The organism is Massilia sp. BSC265, from assembly GCF_000740675.1.
In the GTDB taxonomy this organism is placed as follows: Bacteria; Pseudomonadota; Gammaproteobacteria; order Burkholderiales; family Burkholderiaceae_D; genus Telluria.
Map to the genome: position 1 here is coordinate 136,480 of NZ_JPXI01000039.1, position 24,241 is coordinate 160,720.

A 24,241-nucleotide genomic window follows, 5' to 3' on the forward strand; every position below is an offset into this window, starting at 1 on the left:
ACATGCGCGACGAGAACACCTCCCCCCACCTGGAGCAGCTGCTGACCAAGCTGCAGGACCGCACCGCCGTCATCGGCATTGTCGGCCTCGGCTATGTCGGCCTGCCGCTGACACTCTGCTATGCGGCACAAGGCTTCAAGGTGCTCGGCATCGACATCGATACCGAGAAGGTCGACCGCCTGAACCGCGGGGAGAGCTATATCAAGCACATCGACGCCAGGGCGATCGGCTCGGCGCGCGAGCTCGGCTTCGAAGCCACTGCCGATTTCACCCGTGCCGGCGAGGCCGACGCCCTGATCATCTGCGTGCCGACCCCGCTGAACGCCTTCCGCGAACCCGACCTGTCCTACGTGCTCGGCACCGTCAGCGCCCTGCTGCCCTATGTGCGCGAAGGCCAGGTGGTATCGCTGGAAAGCACCACCTATCCCGGCACCACCGAAGAAGAACTGCGGCCACGCCTGGAGTCGCGCGGCTTCACCGTGGGGCACGACCTGTTCCTGGTGTTCTCGCCCGAGCGCGAAGACCCGGGCAACCCGCATTTCGAGACCCGCACCATCCCCAAGGTCTGCGGCGGCTCCACCCACGCCTGCCTGGAAGCCGGCCTGGCCCTGTACCGGGCCGCCGTGGACCGGGTGGTGCCGGTCAGCTCCACCCGCGCGGCCGAGCTCACCAAGCTGCTCGAGAACATCCACCGCGCAGTCAACATCGGCCTGGTCAACGAAATGAAGATCATCGCCGACCGCATGGGCATCGACATCCACGAGGTGATCCGTGCCGCCGCCACCAAACCCTTCGGCTTCACCCCCTACTACCCCGGCCCGGGGCTGGGTGGGCACTGCATCCCGATCGACCCCTTCTACCTCACCTGGAAGGCGCGCGAATACGGCGTCCACACCCGCTTCATCGAGCTGGCCGGCGAGATCAACAGCGACATGCCGCACTGGGTGATCGGCAAGCTGAACGATGCCCTGAACGAGCGCGGGCGCTCGATCATGGGCAGCCGCGTGCTGGTGCTCGGCATCGCCTACAAGAAAGATGTCGAGGACATGCGTGAGTCGCCCTCGGTAGCACTGATGGAGATCCTGCGCCGCAAGGGTGCCACCGTCGACTATTCCGACCCGCATGTGCCGGTCTTCCCGCGCATGCGCGAGCACCGCTTCGACTTGTCCAGCGTACCGCTGACGCCGAACGTCATCGCCTCGTACGACGTGGTGCTGATTGCGACGGCACACAGTGCGTTCGACTACGAGCTGGTACGCCAGTACGCCAACCTGATCATCGACACCCGCGGCGTCTACACCGAGCGCCTGCCGAATGTCGTCAAAGCCTGAGATCCACGGGCAGCCCTGGACAAGCGACAGCCGCACGTCACGGAATCAAGGCAATAACACACCGAACAAGCCGGAGAACAAGATGCGTTCCTACCCCCCTGCCATCCTCGACCGCAAGATCCGCTTCGCCCTGGTCGGCTGCGGCCGCATTGCGAAGAACCACATGAATGCCATTCGCGAGCACCACGACCGCGCCGAGCTGGTCGGGGTCTGCGACGTCGACCCGCGCGCGCTCGAGAGCGCCGCCGCTGCCACCGGGGCCCGCGCCTGGCGCAGCCTCGACCGCATGCTGGCCGAGTCCGAGGCCGATGCCTTTGTCCTCTGCACCCCGTCCGGGCTGCACCCGCAGCAGGCGATCCAGGTCGCCCGCGCCGGCCGCCACGTCATCACCGAAAAGCCGATGGCCACCCGCTGGGAGGACGGCAAGGCCATGGTGGCGGCGGCCGATGCAGCCGGGGTGCGCCTGTTTGTCGTCAAGCAGAACCGTCGCAACGCGACCCTGCAGCTGCTCAAGAGCGCGGTGGAAAAGAAGCGCTTCGGGCGCATTTACATGGTCAACCTGAACGTGTTCTGGACCCGCCCGGACGAGTACTACAACAGCGCCAAATGGCGCGGCACCTGGGAGTTCGACGGCGGCGCCTTCATGAACCAGGCCAGCCACTACGTCGACCTGATCGACTGGATCGTCGGCCCGGTCGAAAGCCTGCAGGCCTATACCGCCACTCTGGCGCGCGACATCGAGGTCGAAGACACCGGGGTCATCAGCCTGCGCTGGCGCAACGGCGCGCTCGGCTCGATGAACGTCACCATGCTGACCTACCCGCGCAATATGGAAGGTTCGATCACCATCCTGGGCGAACACGGCACTGCGCGCATCGGCGGCGTCGCCGTCAACGAGGTGCAGCAGTGGGAGTTTGCCGAGCCCGACCCGGACGACGAACGCGTCAAGGAAGCCAGCTACCAGACCACCTCGGTCTACGGCTTCGGTCACCCGCTCTACTACGACAACGTGATCAAGGTGCTGCGCGGGGAGGCCGAGCCGGAAACCGACGGCCGCGAAGGCCTGAAGTCGCTCGAAGTGCTGGTGGCCGCCTACCGTTCGGCACGCGACGGCAAGCGCATCGCCCTCCCGCTGGAGTATTGAGCATGGCCATCGTCATCCACTCCAGCGCCATCGTCGACCATGGCGCCGCCCTCGGCGACGGCACCCGCGTCTGGCACTTCGCCCATGTCTGCGCCGGCGCCCGCATCGGGAAAGACTGCTCGCTGGGCCAGAACGTCTATGTTGGCAATGACGTCGTGCTCGGCAACCAGGTCAAGGTCCAGAACAATGTCTCGATCTACGACGCCGTCACGCTCGAAGACGAGGTCTTCTGCGGCCCGAGCATGGTGTTCACCAACGTCTACAACCCGCGCGCGGCGGTGACCCGCAAGCACGAGTACCGGCGCACCCTGGTGCGGCGCGGCGCCACCATCGGTGCCAATGCCACCATCGTGTGCGGCGTCTCCATCGGCGAGTATGCCTTCGTTGCCGCCGGTGCCGTCGTCAACCGGGACGTGCCCGCCTTTGCCCTGGTGGCCGGGGTGCCGGCGCGCCAGATCGGCTGGATCAGCCGTTTCGGCGAGCGCCTCGACCTGCCGTTGCCCGGCGCTGCCGAAGGCGAAGGGAACCCCGGGAGCAAGGTCGAAGCCGAAGCCCGCTGCCCCCATACCGGTGACCTGTACGTGCTGCACGACGGGGTCTGCCACCTCGAACGCGCCGCCCTCCAATCCTGACGAGGCCCCCATGGATTTCATCGACCTGAAGTCGCAATACCTCGCTTCCCGCGAGCTGATCAACGCACGCATCCAGACAGTCCTCGACCATGGCCAGTACATCATGGGGCCGGAAGTGGCGGAGCTGGAAGGCCGCCTCGCCGCCTACACCGGCGCCCGCCACTGCGTCACGGTGTCGTCCGGCACCGAGGCCCTGGTGATCTCGCTGATGGCGCTCGGCATCAAGCCCGGCGACGAAGTCATCACCACGCCCTTCTCCTTCATCGCCACCGCCGAAGCGATCGTGCTGCTGGGCGCCGTCCCGGTGTTCGTCGATGTCGAGGCCGGCACCTGCAATCTCGACCACCGCCTCCTCGAGGCGCGCATCACGCCGCGCACCCGCGCCATCATCCCGGTGTCGCTGTATGGCCAGCCGGCCGACATGGACGAGATCAACGCCATCGCGGAGCGCCACGGCCTGGCGGTGATCGAGGATGCAGCGCAGAGCTTCGGCGCCACCTACCGCGGCCGCAAGAGCTGCAACCTGTCGACCATCGGCTGCACCAGCTTCTTCCCCAGCAAGCCCCTCGGCTGTTACGGCGACGGCGGTGCCATCTTCACCAGCGACGACGGGTTGGCAAGCGCCATGCGCGAGATCCGCGTGCACGGTCAGTCGCGCCGTTACGTGCATACCCGCATCGGCGTGGGTGGCCGCATGGATACCCTGCAGTGCGCCGTCGTGCTGGCCAAGCTCGAGCGTTTCGAATGGGAGATCGAGCAACGCCAACGTGCCGCCGCCTGCTACGACGACCTGCTCGCCAGCATGTCGGGCGAGATGCTCGAGCCGGTCGGGTGCCGTCCGGACCGCAGCAGCGTCTATGCCCAGTACACGATCCTCGTGCCCCAGCGCGAACGCCTGCAGGAAGCCCTGCACGCGGCCGGGGTCCCGACCGCAGTCCACTACCCGGTGCCGATCGACCGCCAGCCTGCCTACGCGCACTGGGCCAGCCCCGGCGGCTGCCCGGTCGCTGCCAGCCTGGCACACGAGGTGCTGAGCCTGCCGATGGGCCCCTACCTCGACCGACCGAATGCGTACCGCGTCGTCGAGGCGCTGGGCCAGGGGCTGGCACAGCTGCAGACCAGCAACGCGGCGGCATGAGGCGCCGGCGCGTCAACTTCGTACGAGAGGAAACATGGCCCGCATCGTGCACCTGAGCTCGGCGCATCCACGCTTCGATACACGGATTTTCGTGAAACAGTGTCGCAGCCTGGCCAACCACGGACATGAGGTGTCCCTCGTCGTCGCCGACGGCCTGGGCGACGACTGCCGCAACGGCATCCGGATCCTCGATGTCGGACGCCCTTCGGGCCGGCGCGAGCGCATGCTGCGCAGCACCTGGCGTGTCGGCCGGGCGGCACTGTCGCTCGATGCCGACGTCTACCAGTTGCACGATCCCGAGCTGATTCCCATCGGCCTGCGACTCGCCGTCGGCGGCCGCAAGGTCGTGTTCGACGCCCACGAAGACGTGCCATGCCAGCTGCTCGACAAACCCTACCTGTCGCCGCGCGGCGGGCGCCTGCTGGCGCGCGCATACGTCGCGCTCGAAGCCTGCGCGCTGCGGCGCTTCGACGGGGTACTGGCGGCGACACCGGTGATCCGCGACCGGCTGGCCGCGTACAACGCGCTGACCGTGGACGTCAACAACTACCCGCGGATCGAGGAGTTCACGAGACCGGCACCCGGCGCTCAGGTACGCGACAGCTTCTGCTATGTCGGCAGCATCTCGGCGATCCGCGGCATACGCGAACTGGTCGAGGCATGTTCCATGCTGCGCACGCCGGCGCGGCTGGCGCTGGCGGGGGGCTTTGCCGAGGCCGATCTGGAGGCCGAGGTCAGGCGCCAACCCGGCTGGAACCGCGTCGACGCGCTCGGCCACCTTGACCGCGCGGGCGTCACCGGGGTGCTGGAGCGCGCTTTCGCCGGCCTGGTCACCCTGTTGCCGACCGCAAGCTACCGCGAAGCCCTGCCGGTCAAGATGTTCGAGTACATGGCTGCGGGCATCCCGGTAATCGCTTCCGACTTCCCCCTCTGGCGCGACATCGTCGAAGGCAGCCGCTGCGGCCTGTGCGTCGATCCGCACGACCCGGCCGCGATCGCAGCGGCGATCGACCACCTGGCCGCCCACCCGTGCGAGGCACGCGAGATGGGGGCGAACGGCCGCCGTGCCGTCCTCGAGCGCTACAACTGGGAAAACGAAGAGGACAAATTAATTGCGTTCTATGCGGACTTGCTATCCCCCGAGCCATTTCGAAAAAAACTGTTCAGGAAAAGTAATCTCGCGGCGCAGGCAATCCGCTGAATCACGATGTCAAAGGCCGGCATTTATCTTAGTTCAACAAGCATTGCCGCCATCAGCCGTATTGTCTAGTTATCAAAGAAATATGAGGCCGACCATGTTTTTGGAACACTACAATACGTTTCTCGAGGTAATGAAATTGCCGCGCGTCCGGCTCTTATTCTCGCAGCAAATCGATCCGGTCGATATCAAGGCAACCTATCGCAATTACACGAAACCGCATCCGCGTTTCAAGATCATCAAGCATAAAACCATCGGTGCCGCCCTGATCGACCTCACGCAATTCCCGAATCGCGAAGCTTACCTGGAACACATCAAGGGCAAGAACCAGGGCGGCTATCACGCCAAGCGCGCGCGCGGTCGCGGTTATGTGGTGCGCGAAATCGACCGCAACGACTATGTCGACGATATCCACGAAATCAATACCAGCCTTGATGTCCGGCAAGGCCGGAAAATGGACCGGCACTACCTGCAGAAACAGGAACGCTTCGACCGTCAAAAACATTTTCATTATTGGGGCGTATTAAATCCGCAAGGCAAGCTCGTTGCCTACGCCACCCTGGGGATTTATGGAAATTTCGCCTCGTTTTCCCAAATGATGGGAATCCGCAATAACGACGGCATCATGCACCTGCTCCTGAGCGAAGCGGTCTGCCAGCTGATCGACGCCGGCAAAGTCAGCTACGTCATGTACGACACGTTCTTCGGCGCCCAGCCCGGGCTCCGGAATTTCAAGACGATCCTGGGCTTCCGCCCTTACCGCGCCAGCTATCACCTCCAATGAGCCTGCAATGAACGCTATGCTCAACCGCGTCTACGCGGATTACCTGATGCCGAGCCGGCTCGGCGAATACGACGCCCTCGTGCGCGAGGTGGCGGCCGCCGGCTATGCCCAGCTGTCGGTGCGCGAATTCTTCCGCCGGGCCTACGACAAGGACTGCGCCCCGGGGCATCCGATGGGCCGCACATTCGTTCACCGGCACGACATCGACAGCGACCTGCGCACCGCCAAGAAGATGTTCGCCATCGAATCGCGCCACGGCGTCCACGCGAGCTATTACTTCCGCCTTTGTACGCTGGACTACGGCTTCATGCGCGAGATCGAAGCTGCCGGCAGCGAAGCCAGCTACCACTATGAAGAAGTGGCCGATTTCGCCAAGCGTCACCGCCTGCGCAGCGCCGACGCAGTGCGCCAGCGCTTCCCGGAAATCCGTGAACTGTTCGCCCGCAATGTCAGCCGGATCGTGGAGCGCCTGGGCTTGCCTCTGACGACGGTGGCGAGCCACGGCGACTTCGCCAACCGCCGCCTGAAGGTCATCAACCACGAACTGCTGCGTGACGAAGCGCTGCGCAAGCGCTGCGGCATCGAATGCGAATCCTACGATGCCGAGCTGCTGCGCTGCTTCGACCTCTACATCAGCGACCGCAAGCACCCGGTCTACTACTACCCGCTATCGCCCTTCGACGCGCTCGGGAAGTACCAGCACATCTGCCTGCTCACCCACCCGGTGCAATGGGAGACCAACTGGGTCGAAAGCACACGTTTGAACGTGCGCCGGCTGGTCGAAGAAATGGCCTGGCGCGCCTGAGCGCATCACCCGATACCACCATGAACATCCTCCTGATCAACCACTATGCCGGCTCGGTCTACCACGGCATGGAATACCGGCCCTACTACCTTGCACGCGAATGGGTGCGGCTCGGGCACCGGGTGCGGATCGTGGCCGCCAGCCACGCCCACGTGCGCGCCCGCGCCCCTAGCATGGCGGGGTGCAGCCGGCGCGACGAGCGCATCGACGGCATCGACTACACCTGGTTCGCCACCCCGCCCTACCGCGGCAATGGCCTTGCTCGGATACGCAACATGGCGACTTTTGTGGCGCGCCTGTGGCGTGAAGCACCCGCGCTGGCGCGCGAATTCGCCCCGCAGGTGGTGATCGCCTCCAGCACCTACCCGCTCGACATCTGGCCGGCGCACCGAATCGCGCGCCTCGCCAGGGCCCGCCTGCTGCACGAGGTGCATGACCTGTGGCCGCTCTCGCCGATGGAGCTGGGCGGCTTCTCGCGCCACCATCCCTTCATCCGCCTGCTGCAGGCCGCCGAGGATTACGCCTGTCGCCACGCCGATACGGTGGTCTCGATCCTGCCCAAGGTGCGCGAACACCTCGAGGCGCGCGGCATGGCGCCGCACAAGCTGCACGTGATCCCGAACGGCACCGATCCGGCCGAGTGGCTCGCCGCACCGCCGTCGTTGCCGGAAGAACTCGACGCCCTGCTCGCCGGCCTGCGCGCCCAGGGCCGCACGGTGGTGGGTTATGCCGGCAGCCACGGACTGGCCAATGCGCTCGACACCTTGCTCGATGCGGCCGCCCTCCTGAAGGACCAGCCGCTCGCCTTCGTGCTGGTGGGCGACGGCCCCGAAAAGAACCGGCTCGAGCGGCGCGCACGGGAGCTCGGACTCGCGCACCTGTATTTCGCGCCGCCCATCCCGAAGGCCCAGATCCCGGCCCTGATGGCGCTGATCGACATCGCCTACCTCGGCTGGCAACGCCAGCCCCTGTACCGCTTCGGCATCGCACCGAACAAGCTGATCGACTACATGATGGGCGGCTGCCCGGTCCTGCACTCAGTCGAAGCCGGCAACGATCCGGTGCTGGAGGCGGGCTGCGGCCTGACCGTCGCGCCGGAAGATCCCGGCGCCGTCGCCGAAGGTTTGTCCTCCCTGATGGCCCTGGCCAGGAGCGAGCGGCGCGCGCTGGGCGAGCGCGGCCGCGCCTACGCACTGGCCAACCTGACCTATCCCGTCCTTGGACAACGTTTCCTAACCACTTTTGCACATGAGGTTTCCCATGGCTGAACAGGCACCGGCTGCCGCGACCTTGAACCCTGAGCCGCTGGACAACATCCCGCGGAGCTTCCTGCCCTTCGCGCTTCCCGACATCGGCGACGAGGAAATCCGGGCCGTCGAAACCTGCCTGCGTTCCGGCTGGGTGACAACGGGGCCGACCACGCGCCGCTTCGAACAGGAATTCCAGTCCTACCTGGGCGGCGACGTGCAAGCGATCTCGGTCAACTCCGCCACCGCCGGCCTGCACCTGGCGCTGGAAAGCGTAGGTATCGGTCCCGGCGACGAGGTCATCGTCCCCACCATGACCTTCACCGCCACCGCGGAAGTCGTGCGCTACCTCGGCGCCCGCCCGGTGCTGGTGGACGTCGATCCCGTCACCCTGAATATCTCGCCGTCCGCCGTGGCGGCGGCGATCACGCCGCGGACGCGCGCCGTGATGCCGGTGCACTACGCCGGCCTGGCCTGCGACATGGATGCCATCCTGGCGCTGGCTGCGCGCCACGGCCTGCGCGTCATCGAAGATGCCGCCCACGCCTTCCCCACCCGGCTCGACGGCAGGCTGGTCGGCACGCTCGACAGCGACATCACGGTCTTCAGCTTCTACGCCAACAAGACCATGACCACCGGCGAAGGCGGCATGGTAGTGACGCGCGATCCCGAACTGGCCGCACGCATGCGCTGCATGCGCCTGCACGGCATCAACCGCGACGCCTTCGACCGCTACACTTCCCGTGTGCCGGCCTGGTTCTACGAGGTGGTCGCGGCCGGCTTCAAGTACAACCTGACCGACATCGCCTCGGCGATCGGCATCGAGCAACTGCGCAAGATCGACCGTTTCCAGCAGCGCCGCAGCTGGTTGGCACACCGCTACGACGAAGCCCTCGCGGGGCTGCCGCTGCAGCTGCCTGCACATCCAGCCTTCGGCAGCACCCATGCCTGGCACCTGTACGTGATCCGGCTGCAGGACGGCGCAGGCATCGAGCGTGACGAGCTGATCAACGAATTGTCCGAACGCGGCATCGGCACCAGCGTGCACTTCATTCCCTTGCACCGCCAACCCTACTGGCGCGACACCTGCGGCCTGAACCCCGAGGCCTTCCCGGTCGCCGAGGCCAGCTTCGAGGCCATGCTCTCGCTGCCGCTGTATACGCGCATGCTCGATGCCGACCAGGACCGGGTGGTCGCCGCCCTGCACGAGCTGCTGTCATGAGCAAGCGGGCATTCGACCTGCTGGGCGCGACCGCGGGCCTGATCCTGCTGGCCCCGGTACTGCTGCTGATCGCGCTCTGGATCAGGCTCGATTCGCAGGGGCCGGTGCTGTACCGCCAGCAGCGCGTCGGCCGCGGCGGCAGGCTGTTCACGATCTACAAGTTCCGCACCATGCGCCAGCGTCCCGTAGACGGCCCCCAGCTCACCGTCGGCGCAGACCCGCGCGTGACCCGCGCCGGGCGCTTCCTGCGCCACTACAAGCTCGACGAGCTGCCCCAGCTCTGGAACGTCCTCCAGGGCAGCATGAGCCTGGTCGGGCCGCGTCCGGAAGTGCCGCGCTATGTCGACTGCTATCCGCCCGAGCAACGGCGCGTGGTGCTGTCGGTCGCCCCGGGAATCACCGACTGGGCCGCGATCCGCTACAAGGACGAGAACGCGATCCTGGCGCGTGCGGCCGACCCCGAACGGGCCTACGTCGAAGCGGTGCTGCCGGTCAAGCTGGACTATTACGTGCGCTATGTGAAAGAACGCAGTTTCTGGGGCGATGTGCGCATCCTGGCGCACACACTTGCCGCCATCGTGCGCTGAGGGGCGGGCTAGCGATGCAGCTGCTGCACCTTGGCGACATCGAACTGACCCTGCCGCTGGCCGCGGCGGCAGGCATCTGGATGCTGGCGGCCCGCGCCTGGCGCGTGGCTGCCGCCTGGGCGCTCCTGTACGGGGGCACGATCGCGCTCGTCGGCGGCAGCAAGATCGCCTATCTGGGCTGGGGCATCGACATTGCCGTGATCGACTTCAAGGCTTTCAGCGGCCATGCCGCGGGCGTCACTGCGGTGTACCCCGTGCTCGGCTACCTGCTGTGCCGTCCGGCCGGACGTAGGCTGGGCCTGGCCGCCACCGTGGCCGGACTGGCGCTGGGCGTCGTGATGGCGATTGCGCTGGTCACGCAGGACGAACATGCGGTCGCAGAAGCGGTCGCCGGCTGGCTTCTCGGCGCCTGCGCCAGCGTCGGCACCGTGTACCAGGCCGAACCCCGCGGCGTCGTGCCGGGCCCCGCTGCAGCCTTGTGCGCAATGGCGGTGTTCTTCGCGTCGGCCTCGCTGATGCAATCGGCCCATGTCGGTTACTGGATGATCAAGGTCGCGCTGGTGCTGTCCGGTAACGCGCGTCCCTATTCCTGGGATACATGAGGCTAGCAATTTTCTACCAATGGAGAGACACATGGTTTCCTTCCCCTCAATACATTGGCAGGCACGGGCGCCCCTGGGCGAGAACGCGGCGCAGTCGCTGTTGATCTCCGCCTTGCGTGGCCTGGCAGCCCTGCAGGTGACGGCATCGCACCTGCGCGCCGAAATCTATCCCGGCCTGCGCACGCTCGAAGACCCATCGCTGGCCTATATGGGACTGGCCTTCATCACCGGTTTCGCCCACCAGGCCGTGATCGTGTTCTTCCTCATCAGCGGCTGGCTGGTAGGGGGCAGCCTGATGAACCGCTTCGGCAAACCGCAGGCAATCGCCCATTATGCGATCGACCGTTTCACCCGGCTCTGGGCTGTCCTGCTGCCGACCTTTTTGCTGACCCTCGCAGTCGGCCTGGTCGTCGGCGCCGTCGCGCCGGGCCCGGTCGACTTCGACCCGACCAACGAATTCTCGGCCGCGTCATTTGTCGGCAACCTGCTGGGGCTGCAGACTATCACCGTATTTGAATTCGGCGGCAACTATCCGCTGTGGAGCCTGGCACACGAGACCTGGTACTACATCCAGTTCCCCCTGCTGCTGCTCGTGATTGCCGGTGGTGGCGTGCTTCGCCGCGCCGCCGCCGCCGCCGCCCTGATCCTGCTGCTGGCAACGCTGCGCGACATGATCTCGCTGTATTTTATCGTCTGGCTGCTCGGCGCCGCGTTCTCGCGCATCCGCATCGACTGCGGCAAGGCTTGCCAGGCGCTGCTGTTGGTGGTGACAGTGGCGCTGTTCGTCTATTATCGCCTGCGTGGCACCAACGATGACCTGGTGCCCGGCTCCTTCGTGCAGGACATCATTTCCAGCCTTCCCTTCCTGCTCCTGCTGGCCTCACTTCAGCAGCCGGTCGATACGAGCGCGCCAGCCTATATCCGTGCCAACCGGATTGCCGTCTTCTTCTCCGAGTTCTCCTTCTCGCTCTACGTGCTGCACATTCCGGTCATCGAGCTGATGCGCTACCTCGGGCGGCAATACCTCGGACGCGAGCGCCTCGACCCGAACGTCGCCACGGACTACCTGTGGTATTTCGCCGTTCTCGGCATCCTGGTGCTGGCCGCGTATGTCTTCTACCTGCTGTTCGAGCGGCATACCATCCGTATCCGGAATGCCCTGAAGAACCTGCTCTTGAGCCCGCGTGCTAAACCCGTCCGGGTCGTCTTGTCACCGGATTGAGCGGTCAACGTAACCGGCGCGGTGCCGACGCCCGCCGACAGCGGTGCGGCGGCTCCTCCTCGCCACCTGAACTGCCTCGCCGCCATCCGCTGGCCCTCCCGGCCTCCCGTTAAAATTCGATCGCCAGGACCCTTGCGTCGACTTCGCTCGCTATTCGTGCAGACAGGCGACGCCGGCCCTCCCTTCCGCCGACTTCCTTGCCGCGCCTTCCTCACTGATAAAGGAGCAAGACAACGCGCCACGCCGGCTCCTGCCCAGCGTGGCGACGTGAAGCCGGCGCTGCCAAAGCCCGGGTGGACACCGCCATGACGTTTCCGTGTACCAGGCCCCGCCTGCCCTGCGCCACTTCCGGATCAACGGATGGGTGACCTGCAGCGTCGGCAAGCTCAGTGGGCAAGCCCGCAGGTGCTCCCGACCTCCGCCCGCGCATGGTCGATTCAGCCGGAATGGATGAAATGATGAGCTCGAAGCTGGCTGCGAAGACAGCCTGCGCGACCGTCTGGATGGCAACAGTGCGGATTGCCAAGCGACGCCTTTTATGTCCCGTGGCCGAGCTGGCATGCCGGATGGGCGCCGAAGCTCCTCGCTATGATAGCGCCCCGAACATGGGGTGGCGATCAACGACATGACTGGTGCGTGTGCAGCGCACGCATGAGCGGACATGGCGAATGGAGCAAGTCGATGGACGGCGCCATGCGCCCGTCGACCCGGATAGCGAGGCAGTTGCCGCTCAGGCCACGTAGGCCAGCTGCGGCCCGCCGCCATATTGCGAGCGATAATCTCCCAGCCGAAGCGCCATGTCGTTGAACAGTACGCCTCGTGGCGAGATCCCCGCGTGATTCAGGCGCTTGATCGACTCGTTAATCTGGCCTTCCGTCGTGACGGCGGAGCGGGTCACCAGGAACACGGCCCCCGCGTGCGCGCCGATGATCAGGGCGTCGGCCACGGCGAGCAAGGGCGGCGGGTCGATCAGCACGAGGTCGTATTGCGGACTAACCGTTTCGAGCAAGGTGCCGAAATTCAGGTGAAGGAGGAATTCGGCCCGGTTGGTCGGCAATTCGCCGGTGGGGATGAAGTCGAGCCGGTCCAGCACGTTGCGGTGGATGACCTCGTCCACGGTAGCGCCCCCCGCGATTGCCCGCGACAGTCCCTTGCCGCGGTCGACGCCGAAGTAGCGGTGCAGGTGACCGTTACGCATGTCGGCATCGATCAGCAGCACGCGCTTGCCGCTGGCCGCCATCACGGCCGCGAAGTTCGCGGCGATGAAGGATTTGCCCAGGTCGCGCGTCGGGCCCGCCATCATGACCACGTTGCTCTTGAAGTGCGGCATGGAGAACTGTAGTGCCGCGCGGAAGCTACGCAGGCTCTCGACGGCCGGGTCTTCCGGCAGTATCTGGGCCAGCAGCGGCAGCACGCCATTCGGCTTGGACTTGCGCATCAGCTTGTCCTGGTTGGTGCTGTGCGGGATCGAGGCGTACACGACCCGCGCGCGCAGCATCCGTTCGATCTTCTGCGGATCGTCGATCCCGCCACGCATGGCCTTGCGGGTAAAGGCGATCAGGGTGCCGAGGAACAGCCCGGTCACGACCGCCATCGCTACGATCAGGGGCCGGTTCGGCTTGATCGGCTTCTCCGGCGCGATAGGGGCATCCACCAGGCGCACATTGCTGACCCGCCCGACGGAGATCAGGCGCAACTGCTGGGCCGTGTTCGACAGCGCCGTATAGAGGTCGGTGTTGACCTTGATGTCGCGCGTCAGGCGCGCCTCGTCCTGTTCCATCACCGGCAGCGTCCGGATACGGCTGGCGATGGCCTCGATCTCCGTGTCGACCTCCTTGCGCTGGCGGTTGATCGCCACCACCACCGGATGGTCTTCGGTAAAGCGCGACAGCAGCTCGGTTTTCTTCTGGATGAGTTCCATGCGCCGCGTGCGCGCAGCCGCAGCCTGCGCAAGGCTCATGCGGGCCTCCTCGCGCAGGTCGACGGTGCCGTGCGCATTGCGGAACTGGTTGTAGCGGTCTTCGGACTGTTCCAGTTGGCGCTTGAGAATGGGCAGTTGCTGATTGAGGAAGGCCAGCGACTTCTCGGCTTCTTCCGTCTTGCGGGCCAGGTTCTGGCGCATGTACTCGCGCCCGATCTCGCTCAGCAGGTTGTTGATGCGCGCCGAGTTTTCGCCCTGCAGCTTCACTTCGATCACGCCCGACTGCTTGCCCTGCTCGGTGATCACCATCGCGCGCTGGATATCCTGGATCGTGCTCAGGCGCGACTTGCGCTTGATGCGGAAGCGCGCACCCGGATTCGCGTACAGGTTGTCCACCTTGATCTCGAGCATGCCGTCCGGCAGCGGCACCCGGTAGCGCTGGCCCACCGTGCCGTCGAAGGCCAGCCGCTGCCCGCCGCCGGAGAAGCGGTAGCGGTTACCGGCGCGCGCCGTCAGCACGAATTCGCGGTTGAGCCAGGAATCGGGCACTTCGAACACCGAGACGTCGGCCTTCTCGCCACCCCAGACGTAGCCACCGTAGCCGAACAGGCCGGGGGTGGACAGGTTGCCGGCATTCTGGTTGGCGAACCAGAAACCGGCCACTGGGAAATACTTCGGCTGGACTTCGATGTAGAGCTGGAGGTTGTCCACCGCGCGCGACACGACCATGCGCGAACGCAGCAGCTCCATCTCGGCGATGGCCGCCTTCTTGGTTTCGAACAGGGACGAGGCCTCGCTCAGGATGTTCTTGGACGCGTTCGGGCTCTCCTCCTCGACGTGGATCATGAGGTTGGCCTCGTACACCGGCTTGGCGACGAGCGCGTACAAGACCGCCACCACGGTGATGAAGGCGGTGATGCTGCCGATCAGCCAGCGGCTGTCGTACAGCGTGTTGAAATAGCCCTTCAGGTCGACGGTAGTCTCTTCCGGCAAGGGCTCGGGCGGCCGCGGATCGAAAGGCACCGACAGCACGGGCGGGCTGTGCGAGATGTGGGTCAGCGGATGGGCGTCGGCAGGATTACTCATGGTAGCGGGCCTCGCTCAGGGAGCTAGTGGACATGCTCGGTGACATGTTCAGGGGCGGGTCGTTACACCGACCGCGTTGGTCAGTGCGCCAGGGAACAGCAGGCTCAGGTGGCGGTTCCAGTTGGCCAGCGGCGAGGCGGCGACGTAGACGACGTCCTTCGGCCGCAGCTCGAAAGATTCGGCCATCGCCAGCGCGCCGCTCACGCGTGCATCGAGCTGGAACACGCGGGTCCTTTCCTGGGTCTTGCGCACCACGTAGATCTGGCGCGCATCGCCGCTCAGGGGGCTGACGCCGCCGCTCTCCCCGAGCGCCTCATTCAGGGTCAGGCGGCCGTTGTGCATGGTGAGCGCGCGCGGCTGGACGACCTCGCCGGACACGAAGACCTTGCTTTCGTCGCGCGAATGGACGCGCACCACGTCGCCATGCTTGAGCAGCACTGTGCCCGGGTTGACGCCTTTCTGCACCAGCTCGCGCAAATTGATCATGTAGCGGCTCGGCCCGCGTTCGATCATGATGCGGCTCTGGTCCGCGCTGGGCAGCATGCCGCCGGCACGGTTCAGCGCTTCGACCAGGGTCATGGGAATGTCGTTGATGGCCTGCAGGCCGGGCGCCTTGACCTCGCCATCGATATAGACCCGCTTGCTGCGGTAGGACTGGACGCGCAGCGTGAGGCTGGGCTGGGCGATGTAGCGCGCCAGCTTCTTGGTCAGCAGCGCCCTGGCCTGCTCTTCGGTCAGCCCTTCGACCTGCAACAGGCCGATCAGGGGAAACTGGATGCGCCCCATATGATCCACGGCAAAGCCGGGCTGGACCGCGCTGGGCGGCGCCGTGCCGCTGTCGACGGCGGCGGTGGCCGCAGTCATGCCGCTGCCGGCAAGCTCGGGATGGTCCCACACGACGATCGACAGCACGTCGCCCTGGCCGATGGTGTAGGGGGCCGGGTTGGACACGATGAGCGGCGTGAGGTCCTGCCGGGACTGCTCGGCCAGCGTACGGCGCTCGTTTTCGATCAGCTGTTCGGTGATCAGCTCGGTGGGCGGTGCATCGCTGCTGCCGTCCTTGCCGTTCCCGGCGAACTGGACGCCGGTGGTGCAACCCGGCAGGAAGATGGAGAGGGTCAGGACCAGCACTGGCACCAGTACCAGGGTCCGGCAACCCGATATTGCAACTGAACAAATCGCAGCCATGATTGTTGCCTATCAAAAATAGATGTCGTACTTGAACGGATCAGTCCAGCGTACGGTGTCTATCAGGCTTGGCTTTGTAGCTGATCAAACAGAGGCTGCGCAACGGCTCAGCGAATTTCCTCCAGTAATTTAAGACCGTCGGTAAAGCGCCATACGCGGCGGATTTCGATGATGTCGAAGCGTGCCGCGACGTTCGGGGGGAAAGCGGCGTAACGGGCATTGAGCTGGACGAAGCGGCGCACCGCATCGTCCATGTCGGCGCGGCCGCTCGAGCGCACGATGGTCACGTCGTCGACGCTGCCGTCGCTGCGCAGCGTCAGGCTGACCAGGGGGTCGATCCGCACCTCGCGCAGCGAAAACCGGGCGCCCCCGAGCACCGCGGTGCGTTCCAGCTTCTGGCGCACGCTGTCGACATACAGGCGCAACGGGACGTCGCGCTCGGCGCCGTCGGCCAGCACCCGGCGCGACCCGGCTGCATCTTCAGGCCGTGACGGCGGCGCCACGTTCGGGATGCTCAGGCCGCGCAGCATGTCACGGGCGCGGGTGCCCATGGCACTGCCCGGGACGCTGCCGGCCGGCATCCTACCTTCCCCGGGTCCGCTTCCCGCGCCGCCAGGGCCGGGACTGTCCTTGCCCGGACCAGGCGCACCCGGCAGCGGTCCGGCAGCGATACGCCGCCCTTCCCCCTCGGCACGCTCAGGCGCCTGCCGTTCCGAACGGGCGCGCTCCTCCGCCAGCCGGCGCGCCGCTTCCTCGGCGGCCTGGCGCTGCGCCAGTTCCTCGACCCGCTGCCGCTCGCGTGTTTCGGCCTGGCGGCGCGCGAGTTCTTCCCCCGCGAGCCGCTCGGCGGCAAGGCGCTCGGCGGCGCGTTGCCGCTCGGACTGGGCCAGCGCTTCTTCCCGCTCGCGCAGCTGTGCCAGGCGCTGCTGCTCGGCGTCGGCACGCTGTCGCTCTTCCAGCTGCTGCCGCGCGATCCGCGTGCGTTCGGCTGCGAGCAGTTCCGCTTGCCGTTGTTCGGCTGCCAACTGTTCCGCCTGGCGGCGCTCGGCCAGCAGTTGCTCCTGCAGGCGTTGCTGTGCCAGCTGCTGTTCTGCCAGCTGCTGTTCCGCCCGCCGTTGTTCTTCCACCTGCGCGGCCGCGCGCTGGTCCAGCAGCTCGCGTTCGCGCTGTGCTGCAAGCCGCTCCTGCTCATCGCGCAGCAGGCGCTCGGCGTCGGCGTCCCGGCGCTGCTGCTCCTCGGCGGCGGCGATGCGGGCCGTTGCCGCCGCCGCGTCCTCGCGCCGGCGCTCGGCTTCCTGTTCAGCCTGCTGCTCGGCACGCGCCGCGATCGCCGTCTCATCCGGCTCCGGGCTGGTGTCGGGTTCGGCATCGAGCGCGCCGGGCTGCTGCCCCGGCTCGATCTCGGGCAGCGGCGGCGGCGCCACCGCGAAGGCAGCGTCCTCCTGCGTCGACGCGATCAGGGGCGGCGCCGGCGGCGTACCCAACTTCGGCGGCTTGCGGCGCGCCGGTTTGGGCCTTGGCTTGGGTTTCGCCGCCTGCGCCGTCTGCACCGGTGACGCTGGCTGGGGATGCGGGTCGATCATGCGCAAACCCGTGGCAGGAGGCGGATGCGCAGCCGGCGCTACGGGCGCCAGGAACGGCGGCGCGGCCGGCGGTTCCGGCCGTGGCGCGGGAAGCGCCTCGGGCAGAGGTGGCGGCGCCGGTGTCGAAGGCGCCAATGTGACCTGGATCGGTCCGCCGAAACCGGCGTCGACACCAGGGATGCCGAACTGTAGCGACAACAGCAGGCCATGCAGCAGCGCCGATACCGCAATGCCGGTGACGAGCCGCCGGTCGCGCTGCACAAGGGGATCGTTCGGGCTGGAGTCTTGCGCTCGGGACATGCCGTGGCTGGGAAGCGATTATTGTCAGGCTGGCATCATAGCGTTTACTCAGCAGTGAGGCGAGACGCGCACGATTGAAGCAGGTCGCGTCGCCGGCCTGCCCACCCCGCCCCCTTCCGCTAACGCTGTACCCGGCTGAACGTGTAGGTTTCTCCGTGTGCGAGGTAGATGACGTCCTTTTCCAGGCCGGCTGCCTTGACCTCGCGCGCGAAGTCTTCGAGCGGCGACTTGAACACGTCGTAGTCGTTGTAGTGGATCGGTACGGTCTTCTTCGGGCGCACCACCTGCATCATGTGCACGCCGTCCTTGCCGTCCATCGTGACCTTGAGCACGCCGAGGATGCGGGTGCCGCCCAGGTGCAGCAGCGCCAGGTCGATGTTCGGGAAGCGCTGGGGAATGGCGCGGATGTCGTCGTAGACCAGGGTGTCGCCGCTGATGTACATGCGATAGTCCGGCACGTCCGGATTGGCGCCGAAATCGAGCACCGAACCCATCACCTTGGGCAGCAGCACCGCCACGCCGGCCGGGCCATGGCGTCCCGGCGTGGCGGTCACGCGCAGGCGCGAAGCGCCCTTGCTGACCTCGAGGCGGTCCCAGGAGCTCAGGCCGAAGGTACGCGTGAATCCGTGGCGCTTGAGCCGTTCGCCGCCTTCCTTGGTGGTGACGATGGGTGTGGCGCGATTCAGCTTTTCCTGCACCAGCTGGTCGAAATGGTCGCCATGGAAGTGCGACAGCACGACCAGGTCGATCGGCGGCAGTTGCTCGAACTTGATGGCCGGGTTGGTCCTGCGTTCCGAGGTCAGGCCATAGCCGAGGTGGACGTGGTCGCCCTTGTGCAGGAAGTTGGGATCGGTGAGGATGGTAAGGCCCTGGAAGCGGATGATGACCGTGGCCGTGCCGATGAACTGCACCGTGCCGGCATTTGCATCCTGGGCACTTGGCGCTGCGGCGCCATCCGCCGCCAGCTGCAGCCTGAAGGTTTCGCCCTGGGCCGGCGTGGCGGTCGCGTCGGCATGGGCAGCCGGAACCGTGGCACAGAGCGCGGCGAGCAGGATCGACAGGCGGACGCAAAAGAGCGGATGCTGGAACAGTCGAGCGAACGGCATGGTCGTCTCCGGAAGCGCGCACCCCGGGACGGCGTGCGCTGCCGGAACGTTAACACGGCAGCGCTGCGGACGGCGTCCGCTTGCCTATACGAGCCCGCAGAAGCTTACAGCTTGGCGACCAGCCCCGCCAGGTGCTGGCGCGCCTTCAGCCATTCGGTGCCGGACAAGGCTGCCGTGCACTGCGCACAAGGCTCGAAGGGATTGCAATCGTGGGCGAGCGCGACGTAGTTGGTGCCGGTTACCGTCTTGCCTTGGTAACTGTCGACGCGTCCGCCAGTTGCTACTGTGCCGCCTGCAGGGCCATCAGCGCCCTGCCCGGCCCATTTGGCAAAGGCGGCGGTGGCGACGCCGTCGGGAACATACCAGCGGCGTTTGGTGGGATTCCAGCGGGCGCCGAGCGCCTTCGCTTCATCCTTCTCGGCATAGGGAACATTCAGGAAAAGCATGCGGTCCAAAAAAAGAATATCGGTCGAGGCCGGCGAATTGGCGCCCGGGAACGTGATCTTACTGCAGGGGACAGTAATTGCAAAACACCACGCCGCCTGAGCTTGCGGGAGCACGCATGCAAGGGATGGCCTGCCCAGCTGGGTTCGAACCAGCGACCCTCAGCTTAGAAGGCTGATGCTCTATCCAACTGAGCTATGGGCAGATTGACGACGGTGTGCAAGCCGGGTTGCAGGACCACCGTAAATGAAACGGGCTGTCGAACGACAGCCCGCGGAGGAAGCTTTGGTCGGAGTACAAGGATTCGAACCTTGGACCCCCTGGTCCCAAACCAGGTGCGCTACCGGGCTGCGCTACACTCCGATTTGGGACTGATGATACTCCCGCAACGGGGGCGCGTCAAATTGGCGCTCCCATTTACCGAGGCGCTGGCGCTCAGGCAGCCAGCTTGTCGGCGATACGGCGTGCCATGTTTTCGGCTACATCGGCCTCCTTGGCCTCGACCATGACGCGGATCAAAGGTTCGGTGCCCGAGGCACGGATAAGGACCCGGCCCGCATCGCCCAGCTCACGCTCGACCGCATCCTTCTCTGCCACCAGGGCCGCATCGTGGGTCCAGTCGAAGCCCGGCTTGACCTTCTTGTTGATCAGGGTCTGCGGATACAGCTTCAGTTCGCTGCAGCACTCGGCCAGTGACTTGCCGCTGCGCTTGAGTGCCGACAGCACCTGCAGCGCCGACACGATGCCGTCGCCGGTGGTGTGCTTGTCCAGGGCCAGCAGGTGGCCCGAGCTCTCGCCGCCGAACAGCCAGCCGCGCTCCTGCATGACTTCCAGCACGTAGCGGTCGCCGACCTTGGCGCGCGCGAAGCCGACACCCATCTGCTTGAACGCGACTTCCAGCGCCATGTTGGTCATCAGGGTGCCGACGGCGCCCGCTACCGGACCGGTCGACATGCGGTCGCGCACCATCAGGTAGAGCAGCTCGTCGCCGTTGTAGACGCGGCCGGTGGCGTCGACCATGATCAGGCGGTCGGCGTCGCCGTCCAGCGCGATGCCGAGGTCGGCCTTGTTGTCCACCACCGCTTCCGACAGCGCTTTCGGCGCAGTCGCGCCGACGCCGGCGTTGATGTTGAAACCGTCCGGGGATGCGCCGATCGAGACGACTTCGGCGCCGAGTTCGTGGAAGACGTGCGGGGCGATGTTGTAGGCGGCGCCGTGGGCGCTGTCGACCACGATCTTCAGGCCGCGCAGGTCGAGCTCGTTCGGGAACGTGCTCTTGCAGAACTCGATGTAGCGGCCCTGGGCGTCGCGCAGGCGGGTGGCGCGGCCCAGCTTGTCCGATGCAACGCAGCCCATCGGCTGGTCGATCGCTTCCTCGATTTCCAGCTCCACCGCGTCCGGCAGCTTGGTGCCGTGCTGCGAGAAGAACTTGATGCCGTTGTCCTGGAAAGGATTGTGCGAAGCCGAGATCACGACGCCGGCCTGCAGGCGCAGCGCACGGGTCAGGTAGGCAATGGCCGGGGTCGGCATCGGGCCCGCCAGCATCACGTCCACGCCGGCGGCGGAGAAGCCCGCTTCCAGCGCAGCTTCCAGCATGTAGCCCGAGATACGGGTGTCCTTGCCGATCAGGACGACCGGACGGCCGCTGCTCGATTTCGCGCCCTTGGCCAGCACCGTGCCGGCGGCATAGCCGAGGCGCATGACGAATTCGGGGGTAATCGGCGCGACCCCGACGAGGCCGCGAACACCATCCGTACCGAAATATTTCCGTGCCATTCTTATTCTCTTTCCCGAATTTATCTTGCTGTTAAGTTTGCTTGTTACGTTTGAGTTCCGGCGAGCCATACCTTTAGGGCATCCACCGTCTCCGCTACATCATGCACACGCACAATTCTAGCGCCATGTGCTACCGCAGCCAATGCCCCGCCGATGCTGCCGGCCACGCGCCCCTCGACTGGCCGGCCGGTCACGGCGCCGACCATCGACTTGCGCGACAGCCCCGCCAGCACCGGCAGGCCGACCTCGTCACGGATGCGGCCCAGGTGGCGCAGCAGCGCGTAGTTGTGCTCGACCGTCTTGCCGAAGCCGAAGCCCGGGTCGATGCAGATGCGTTCGCGTCCGATGCCGGCGCGCTCCAGGGTGTCCACGCGCTCCCTGAGGAAGTCGATCACCTCACCCACGACGTCAAGGTAGGCCGGGGCTTGCTGCATGGTCTGCGGCGTGGCTTGCATGTGCATCACGCACAGCCCGCAGTCGCTGTCCCGCACCGCCTCGATGGCGCCGGGCGCGCGGAAGCCGTTGATGTCGTTGATCATGTCCGCGCCCGCAATGATCGCCTCACGCATGACTTCCGGCTTGCAGGTATCCACCGATAGCGCCACATCGAGCGTGCGCAGCGCATACAGGGTCGGCATCACGCGCGCCAGTTCTTCGGCCAGCGGCACGCTGGGCGAGCCCGGCCGCGTCGATTCGCCGCCGACGTCGATCATGGTGGCGCCGTCGCGGATCATTTCCTCGGCATGCGAGAGCGCGAACTCGAGCCCCTGGTAGCGGCCGCCGTCGGAAAAGGAATCGGGGGTGACGTTCAGGATGCCCATCACGACCGGATGGGTGGAGGCTGGGCCTTCCAGCGCGAAGCTGTACTGGCCGCATTGCAGATTCTTGGGCATACGGTGACGAAAACGGCGGGCAGGCAGGTGTTAACGAGCAAAAGGCATCCGGATGGATGCCTTTTGTGGAGGTGGATCAGGCGATCAAGCCAGGAATCAAGCCGCGCATCAGGCAGGCGCCGTGGCGTTCGGTGCCACGCCGCCACCGCTATCGCTCGGCGGGTTGCGCTTGGTCAGCAGGCCGGTCTTCGGTTGGCGCGGCTCGCGGCCAGCCATGATGTCGTTGATCTGGTCGGCGTCGATGGTTTCCCAGTCGAGCAGCGCCTTGGTCATCATCTCGACCTTGTCGCGGTTCTCCTCTAACAGGCGGCGCGCCAGGGCGTACTGCGTGTCGAGGATATTGCGGATCTCGGCGTCGACCTTTTGCTGCGTCGCTTCCGAGATGGTCTTGGTGGCGCCGCCGAAGAAGCCTTCGTTCTCGCTGTCTTCGTAGACCATCACACCCATGCTCTCGGACATGCCGAAGCGGGTGACCATCGAACGCGCCAGCTTGGTCGCACGGGCGAAGTCGTTCGAGGCGCCGGTCGACATCTGGCCAACAAAGATCTCTTCAGCAATACGGCCGCCGAACAGGATCGAGATCTCTTCCAGCATCTTGTCCTTGTAACCGGACAGCGCATCGTGCTCGGGCAGCTGCCAGGTCAGGCCGAGGGCGTAGCCGCGCGGCATGATCGTGACCTTGTGCACCGGGTCGGCCTTGGGCAAGAGCTTGGCGATGACCGCGTGGCCGGACTCGTGGTAGGCCGTGTTGCGGCGCTCTTCCTCGCGCATGACCATCGACTTGCGCTCCGGACCCATGTAGATCTTGTCCTTGGCGTCTTCGAAGTCGATCATCTCGACCAGGCGCTTGCTGCGGCGTGCAGCGAATAGCGCTGCCTCGTTGACCAGGTTGGCCAGGTCGGCGCCCGAGAAGCCCGGGGTGCCGCGCGCCAGGATGTCGGCCTTGACGTCGGTACCGATCGGCACCTTGCGCATGTGCACGTTCAGGATCTGCTCGCGGCCGCGGATGTCCGGCAGGCCCACCATCACCTGGCGGTCGAAACGGCCCGGACGCAGCAGCGCCTTGTCCAGCACGTCGGCGCGGTTGGTCGCGGCGATCACGATGACGCCCGAGGAGGCTTCGAAGCCGTCCATCTCGACCAGCAGCTGGTTCAGGGTCTGCTCGCGCTCGTCGTTGCCGCCGCCCATGCCGGCGCCGCGGTGACGGCCAACGGCGTCGATCTCGTCGATGAAGATGATGCACGGCGAATGCTTCTTGGCGTTCTCGAACATGTCGCGAACACGCGACGCACCGACGCCGACAAACATCTCGACGAAGTCCGAACCGGAGATCGAGAAGAACGGAACCTTGGCTTCGCCGGCGATGGCGCGTGCCAGCAGGGTCTTGCCGGTACCCGGAGGACCGACCATCAGCACGCCGCGCGGGATACGGCCGCCCAGCTTCTGGAACTTGGTCGGGTCTTTCAGGAAGTCGACGATTTCCGAGACTTCTTCCTTCGCTTCGTCGCAGCCGGCGACGTCGGCGAAGGTGACGGTGTTGTTGGTCTCATCGAGCATGCGCGCCTTCGACTTGCCGAAGGAGAACGCACCGCCCTTGCCGCCGCCCTGCATCTGTCGCATGAAGAACACCCACACGCCGATCAGGAGCAGCATCGGGAACCAGGAAATGAAGACCTGCTGCAGGAAGGACGGCTCCTCCGGCGGCTTCACGTCGAAGCGCACGCCGTTCTCGCGCAGGTCGCCGATCAGGCCGCGGTCGAGGATGGTCGCGGTGGCGCGGACCTTGGTGTCGTCCTGGCGGGTCGCCGTAATGTTCGAGCCTTCGATCACGACGTCCTTGATGCGACGCGCCTTCACCTCATCGAGAAGCTCGGAATAAGCGATGGTCTTGCTGCCGCCGGCGACGCTGTGGTTGTCGAACTGCTTGAACAGCATGAACAACAGCAGCGCAACGACCACCCAGATGGCGGATTTGGAAAACATATTATTCACGAAAACTCCTCCGATGCGGATTGCATCTCTACCGATTTCA

Annotated in this window: 20 protein-coding genes and 2 tRNA genes; 12 read left to right on the plus strand and 10 right to left on the minus strand. The window is 65.9% G+C overall.

Features of this window, described 5'->3' with window-relative positions; all coding sequences use genetic code 11:
- The first annotated feature begins 2 nt into the window (after nt 1-2).
- The 12 genes from MA09_RS19495 to MA09_RS19550 all read left to right on the plus strand — a co-directional run bounded on the left by MA09_RS19495 (nt 3) and on the right by MA09_RS19550 (nt 11,912).
- On the plus strand, nt 3-1,331 hold the full coding sequence (locus MA09_RS19495) for a nucleotide sugar dehydrogenase (protein WP_036252197.1): 1,329 nt from the start codon (nt 3-5) through the stop codon (nt 1,329-1,331).
- A gap of 82 nt (nt 1,332-1,413) precedes the next feature.
- Nucleotides 1,414-2,475: a Gfo/Idh/MocA family protein gene (locus tag MA09_RS19500; RefSeq protein WP_036252200.1), complete on the plus strand. Its 1,062-nt coding sequence runs from the start codon at nt 1,414-1,416 to the stop codon at nt 2,473-2,475.
- A gap of 2 nt (nt 2,476-2,477) precedes the next feature.
- Nucleotides 2,478-3,107: an acyltransferase gene (locus tag MA09_RS19505; protein WP_036252203.1), complete on the plus strand. Its 630-nt coding sequence runs from the start codon at nt 2,478-2,480 to the stop codon at nt 3,105-3,107.
- Between the two features lie 10 nt (nt 3,108-3,117).
- On the plus strand, nt 3,118-4,245 hold the full coding sequence (locus MA09_RS19510) for a DegT/DnrJ/EryC1/StrS aminotransferase family protein (protein WP_036252205.1): 1,128 nt from the start codon (nt 3,118-3,120) through the stop codon (nt 4,243-4,245).
- A 34-nt stretch (nt 4,246-4,279) separates the two neighbouring features.
- Nucleotides 4,280-5,446 carry a glycosyltransferase gene (locus MA09_RS19515; RefSeq protein ID WP_081897699.1) on the plus strand — a complete coding sequence of 389 codons (1,167 nt, stop codon included), beginning with the start codon at nt 4,280-4,282 and terminating at the stop codon, nt 5,444-5,446.
- Nucleotides 5,447-5,540: 94 nt separating this feature from the next.
- Nucleotides 5,541-6,227, plus strand: a complete 687-nt coding sequence (locus MA09_RS19520) for a hypothetical protein (protein WP_036252207.1) — start codon at nt 5,541-5,543, stop codon at nt 6,225-6,227.
- 7 nt (nt 6,228-6,234) lie between these two features.
- Complete coding sequence (locus MA09_RS19525; protein ID WP_051933615.1) at nt 6,235-7,032, plus strand: hypothetical protein; 798 nt, start codon at nt 6,235-6,237, stop codon at nt 7,030-7,032.
- Between the two features lie 20 nt (nt 7,033-7,052).
- On the plus strand, nt 7,053-8,300 hold the full coding sequence (locus tag MA09_RS19530; protein ID WP_036252210.1) for a glycosyltransferase family 4 protein: 1,248 nt from the start codon (nt 7,053-7,055) through the stop codon (nt 8,298-8,300).
- Nucleotides 8,293-9,501 (plus strand): DegT/DnrJ/EryC1/StrS aminotransferase family protein, encoded by a 1,209-nt coding sequence (locus MA09_RS19535; protein ID WP_081897700.1) that lies wholly within the window; start codon nt 8,293-8,295, stop codon nt 9,499-9,501. The genes MA09_RS19530 and MA09_RS19535 overlap by 8 nt, the downstream gene beginning before the upstream one ends.
- Nucleotides 9,498-10,088: a sugar transferase gene (locus tag MA09_RS19540; RefSeq protein WP_036252213.1), complete on the plus strand. Its 591-nt coding sequence runs from the start codon at nt 9,498-9,500 to the stop codon at nt 10,086-10,088. Before MA09_RS19535 ends, MA09_RS19540 begins: the two co-directional genes overlap by 4 nt.
- A gap of 14 nt (nt 10,089-10,102) precedes the next feature.
- Nucleotides 10,103-10,690, plus strand: coding sequence for a phosphatase PAP2 family protein (locus MA09_RS19545; RefSeq protein WP_051933616.1), 588 nt, complete (start codon nt 10,103-10,105; stop codon nt 10,688-10,690).
- Between the two features lie 31 nt (nt 10,691-10,721).
- Nucleotides 10,722-11,912: an acyltransferase gene (locus MA09_RS19550; RefSeq protein WP_036252215.1), complete on the plus strand. Its 1,191-nt coding sequence runs from the start codon at nt 10,722-10,724 to the stop codon at nt 11,910-11,912.
- A gap of 730 nt (nt 11,913-12,642) precedes the next feature.
- On the opposite strand, the gene MA09_RS19555 is transcribed toward MA09_RS19550, so the two are convergent.
- The 10 genes from MA09_RS19555 to ftsH form a co-directional block, all read right to left on the minus strand.
- Nucleotides 12,643-14,919: a polysaccharide biosynthesis tyrosine autokinase gene (locus tag MA09_RS19555; protein WP_036252217.1), complete on the minus strand. Its 2,277-nt coding sequence runs from the start codon at nt 14,917-14,919 to the stop codon at nt 12,643-12,645.
- A gap of 48 nt (nt 14,920-14,967) precedes the next feature.
- Entirely contained in the window at nt 14,968-16,056 is a 1,089-nt protein-coding gene (locus MA09_RS19560; protein ID WP_229440786.1) for a polysaccharide biosynthesis/export family protein, read from the minus strand.
- 158 nt (nt 16,057-16,214) lie between these two features.
- Nucleotides 16,215-17,990 (minus strand): TonB family protein, encoded by a 1,776-nt coding sequence (locus tag MA09_RS23840; RefSeq protein ID WP_081897702.1) that lies wholly within the window; start codon nt 17,988-17,990, stop codon nt 16,215-16,217.
- A gap of 119 nt (nt 17,991-18,109) precedes the next feature.
- A complete protein-coding gene (locus MA09_RS19570; protein WP_081897703.1) occupies nt 18,110-19,096 on the minus strand; it encodes an MBL fold metallo-hydrolase in 987 nt (328 codons plus the stop codon).
- 104 nt (nt 19,097-19,200) lie between these two features.
- The gene (locus MA09_RS19575; RefSeq protein ID WP_036252474.1) at nt 19,201-19,542 is read right to left on the minus strand and encodes a DUF5710 domain-containing protein; all 342 of its coding nucleotides are present in this window, start codon (nt 19,540-19,542) and stop codon (nt 19,201-19,203) included.
- A gap of 126 nt (nt 19,543-19,668) precedes the next feature.
- Nucleotides 19,669-19,745: transfer RNA gene (locus MA09_RS19580), tRNA-Arg, on the minus strand.
- Between the two features lie 81 nt (nt 19,746-19,826).
- Nucleotides 19,827-19,903: transfer RNA gene (locus MA09_RS19585), tRNA-Pro, on the minus strand.
- A 72-nt stretch (nt 19,904-19,975) separates the two neighbouring features.
- Nucleotides 19,976-21,316, minus strand: coding sequence for a phosphoglucosamine mutase (glmM, locus tag MA09_RS19590; RefSeq protein ID WP_036252220.1), 1,341 nt, complete (start codon nt 21,314-21,316; stop codon nt 19,976-19,978).
- Nucleotides 21,317-21,360: 44 nt separating this feature from the next.
- A complete protein-coding gene (gene folP, locus MA09_RS19595) occupies nt 21,361-22,209 on the minus strand; it encodes a dihydropteroate synthase (RefSeq protein WP_036252221.1) in 849 nt (282 codons plus the stop codon).
- 108 nt (nt 22,210-22,317) lie between these two features.
- Nucleotides 22,318-24,201, minus strand: coding sequence for an ATP-dependent zinc metalloprotease FtsH (gene ftsH, locus MA09_RS19600; RefSeq protein WP_036252223.1), 1,884 nt, complete (start codon nt 24,199-24,201; stop codon nt 22,318-22,320).
- Nucleotides 24,202-24,241 lie beyond the last annotated feature (40 nt).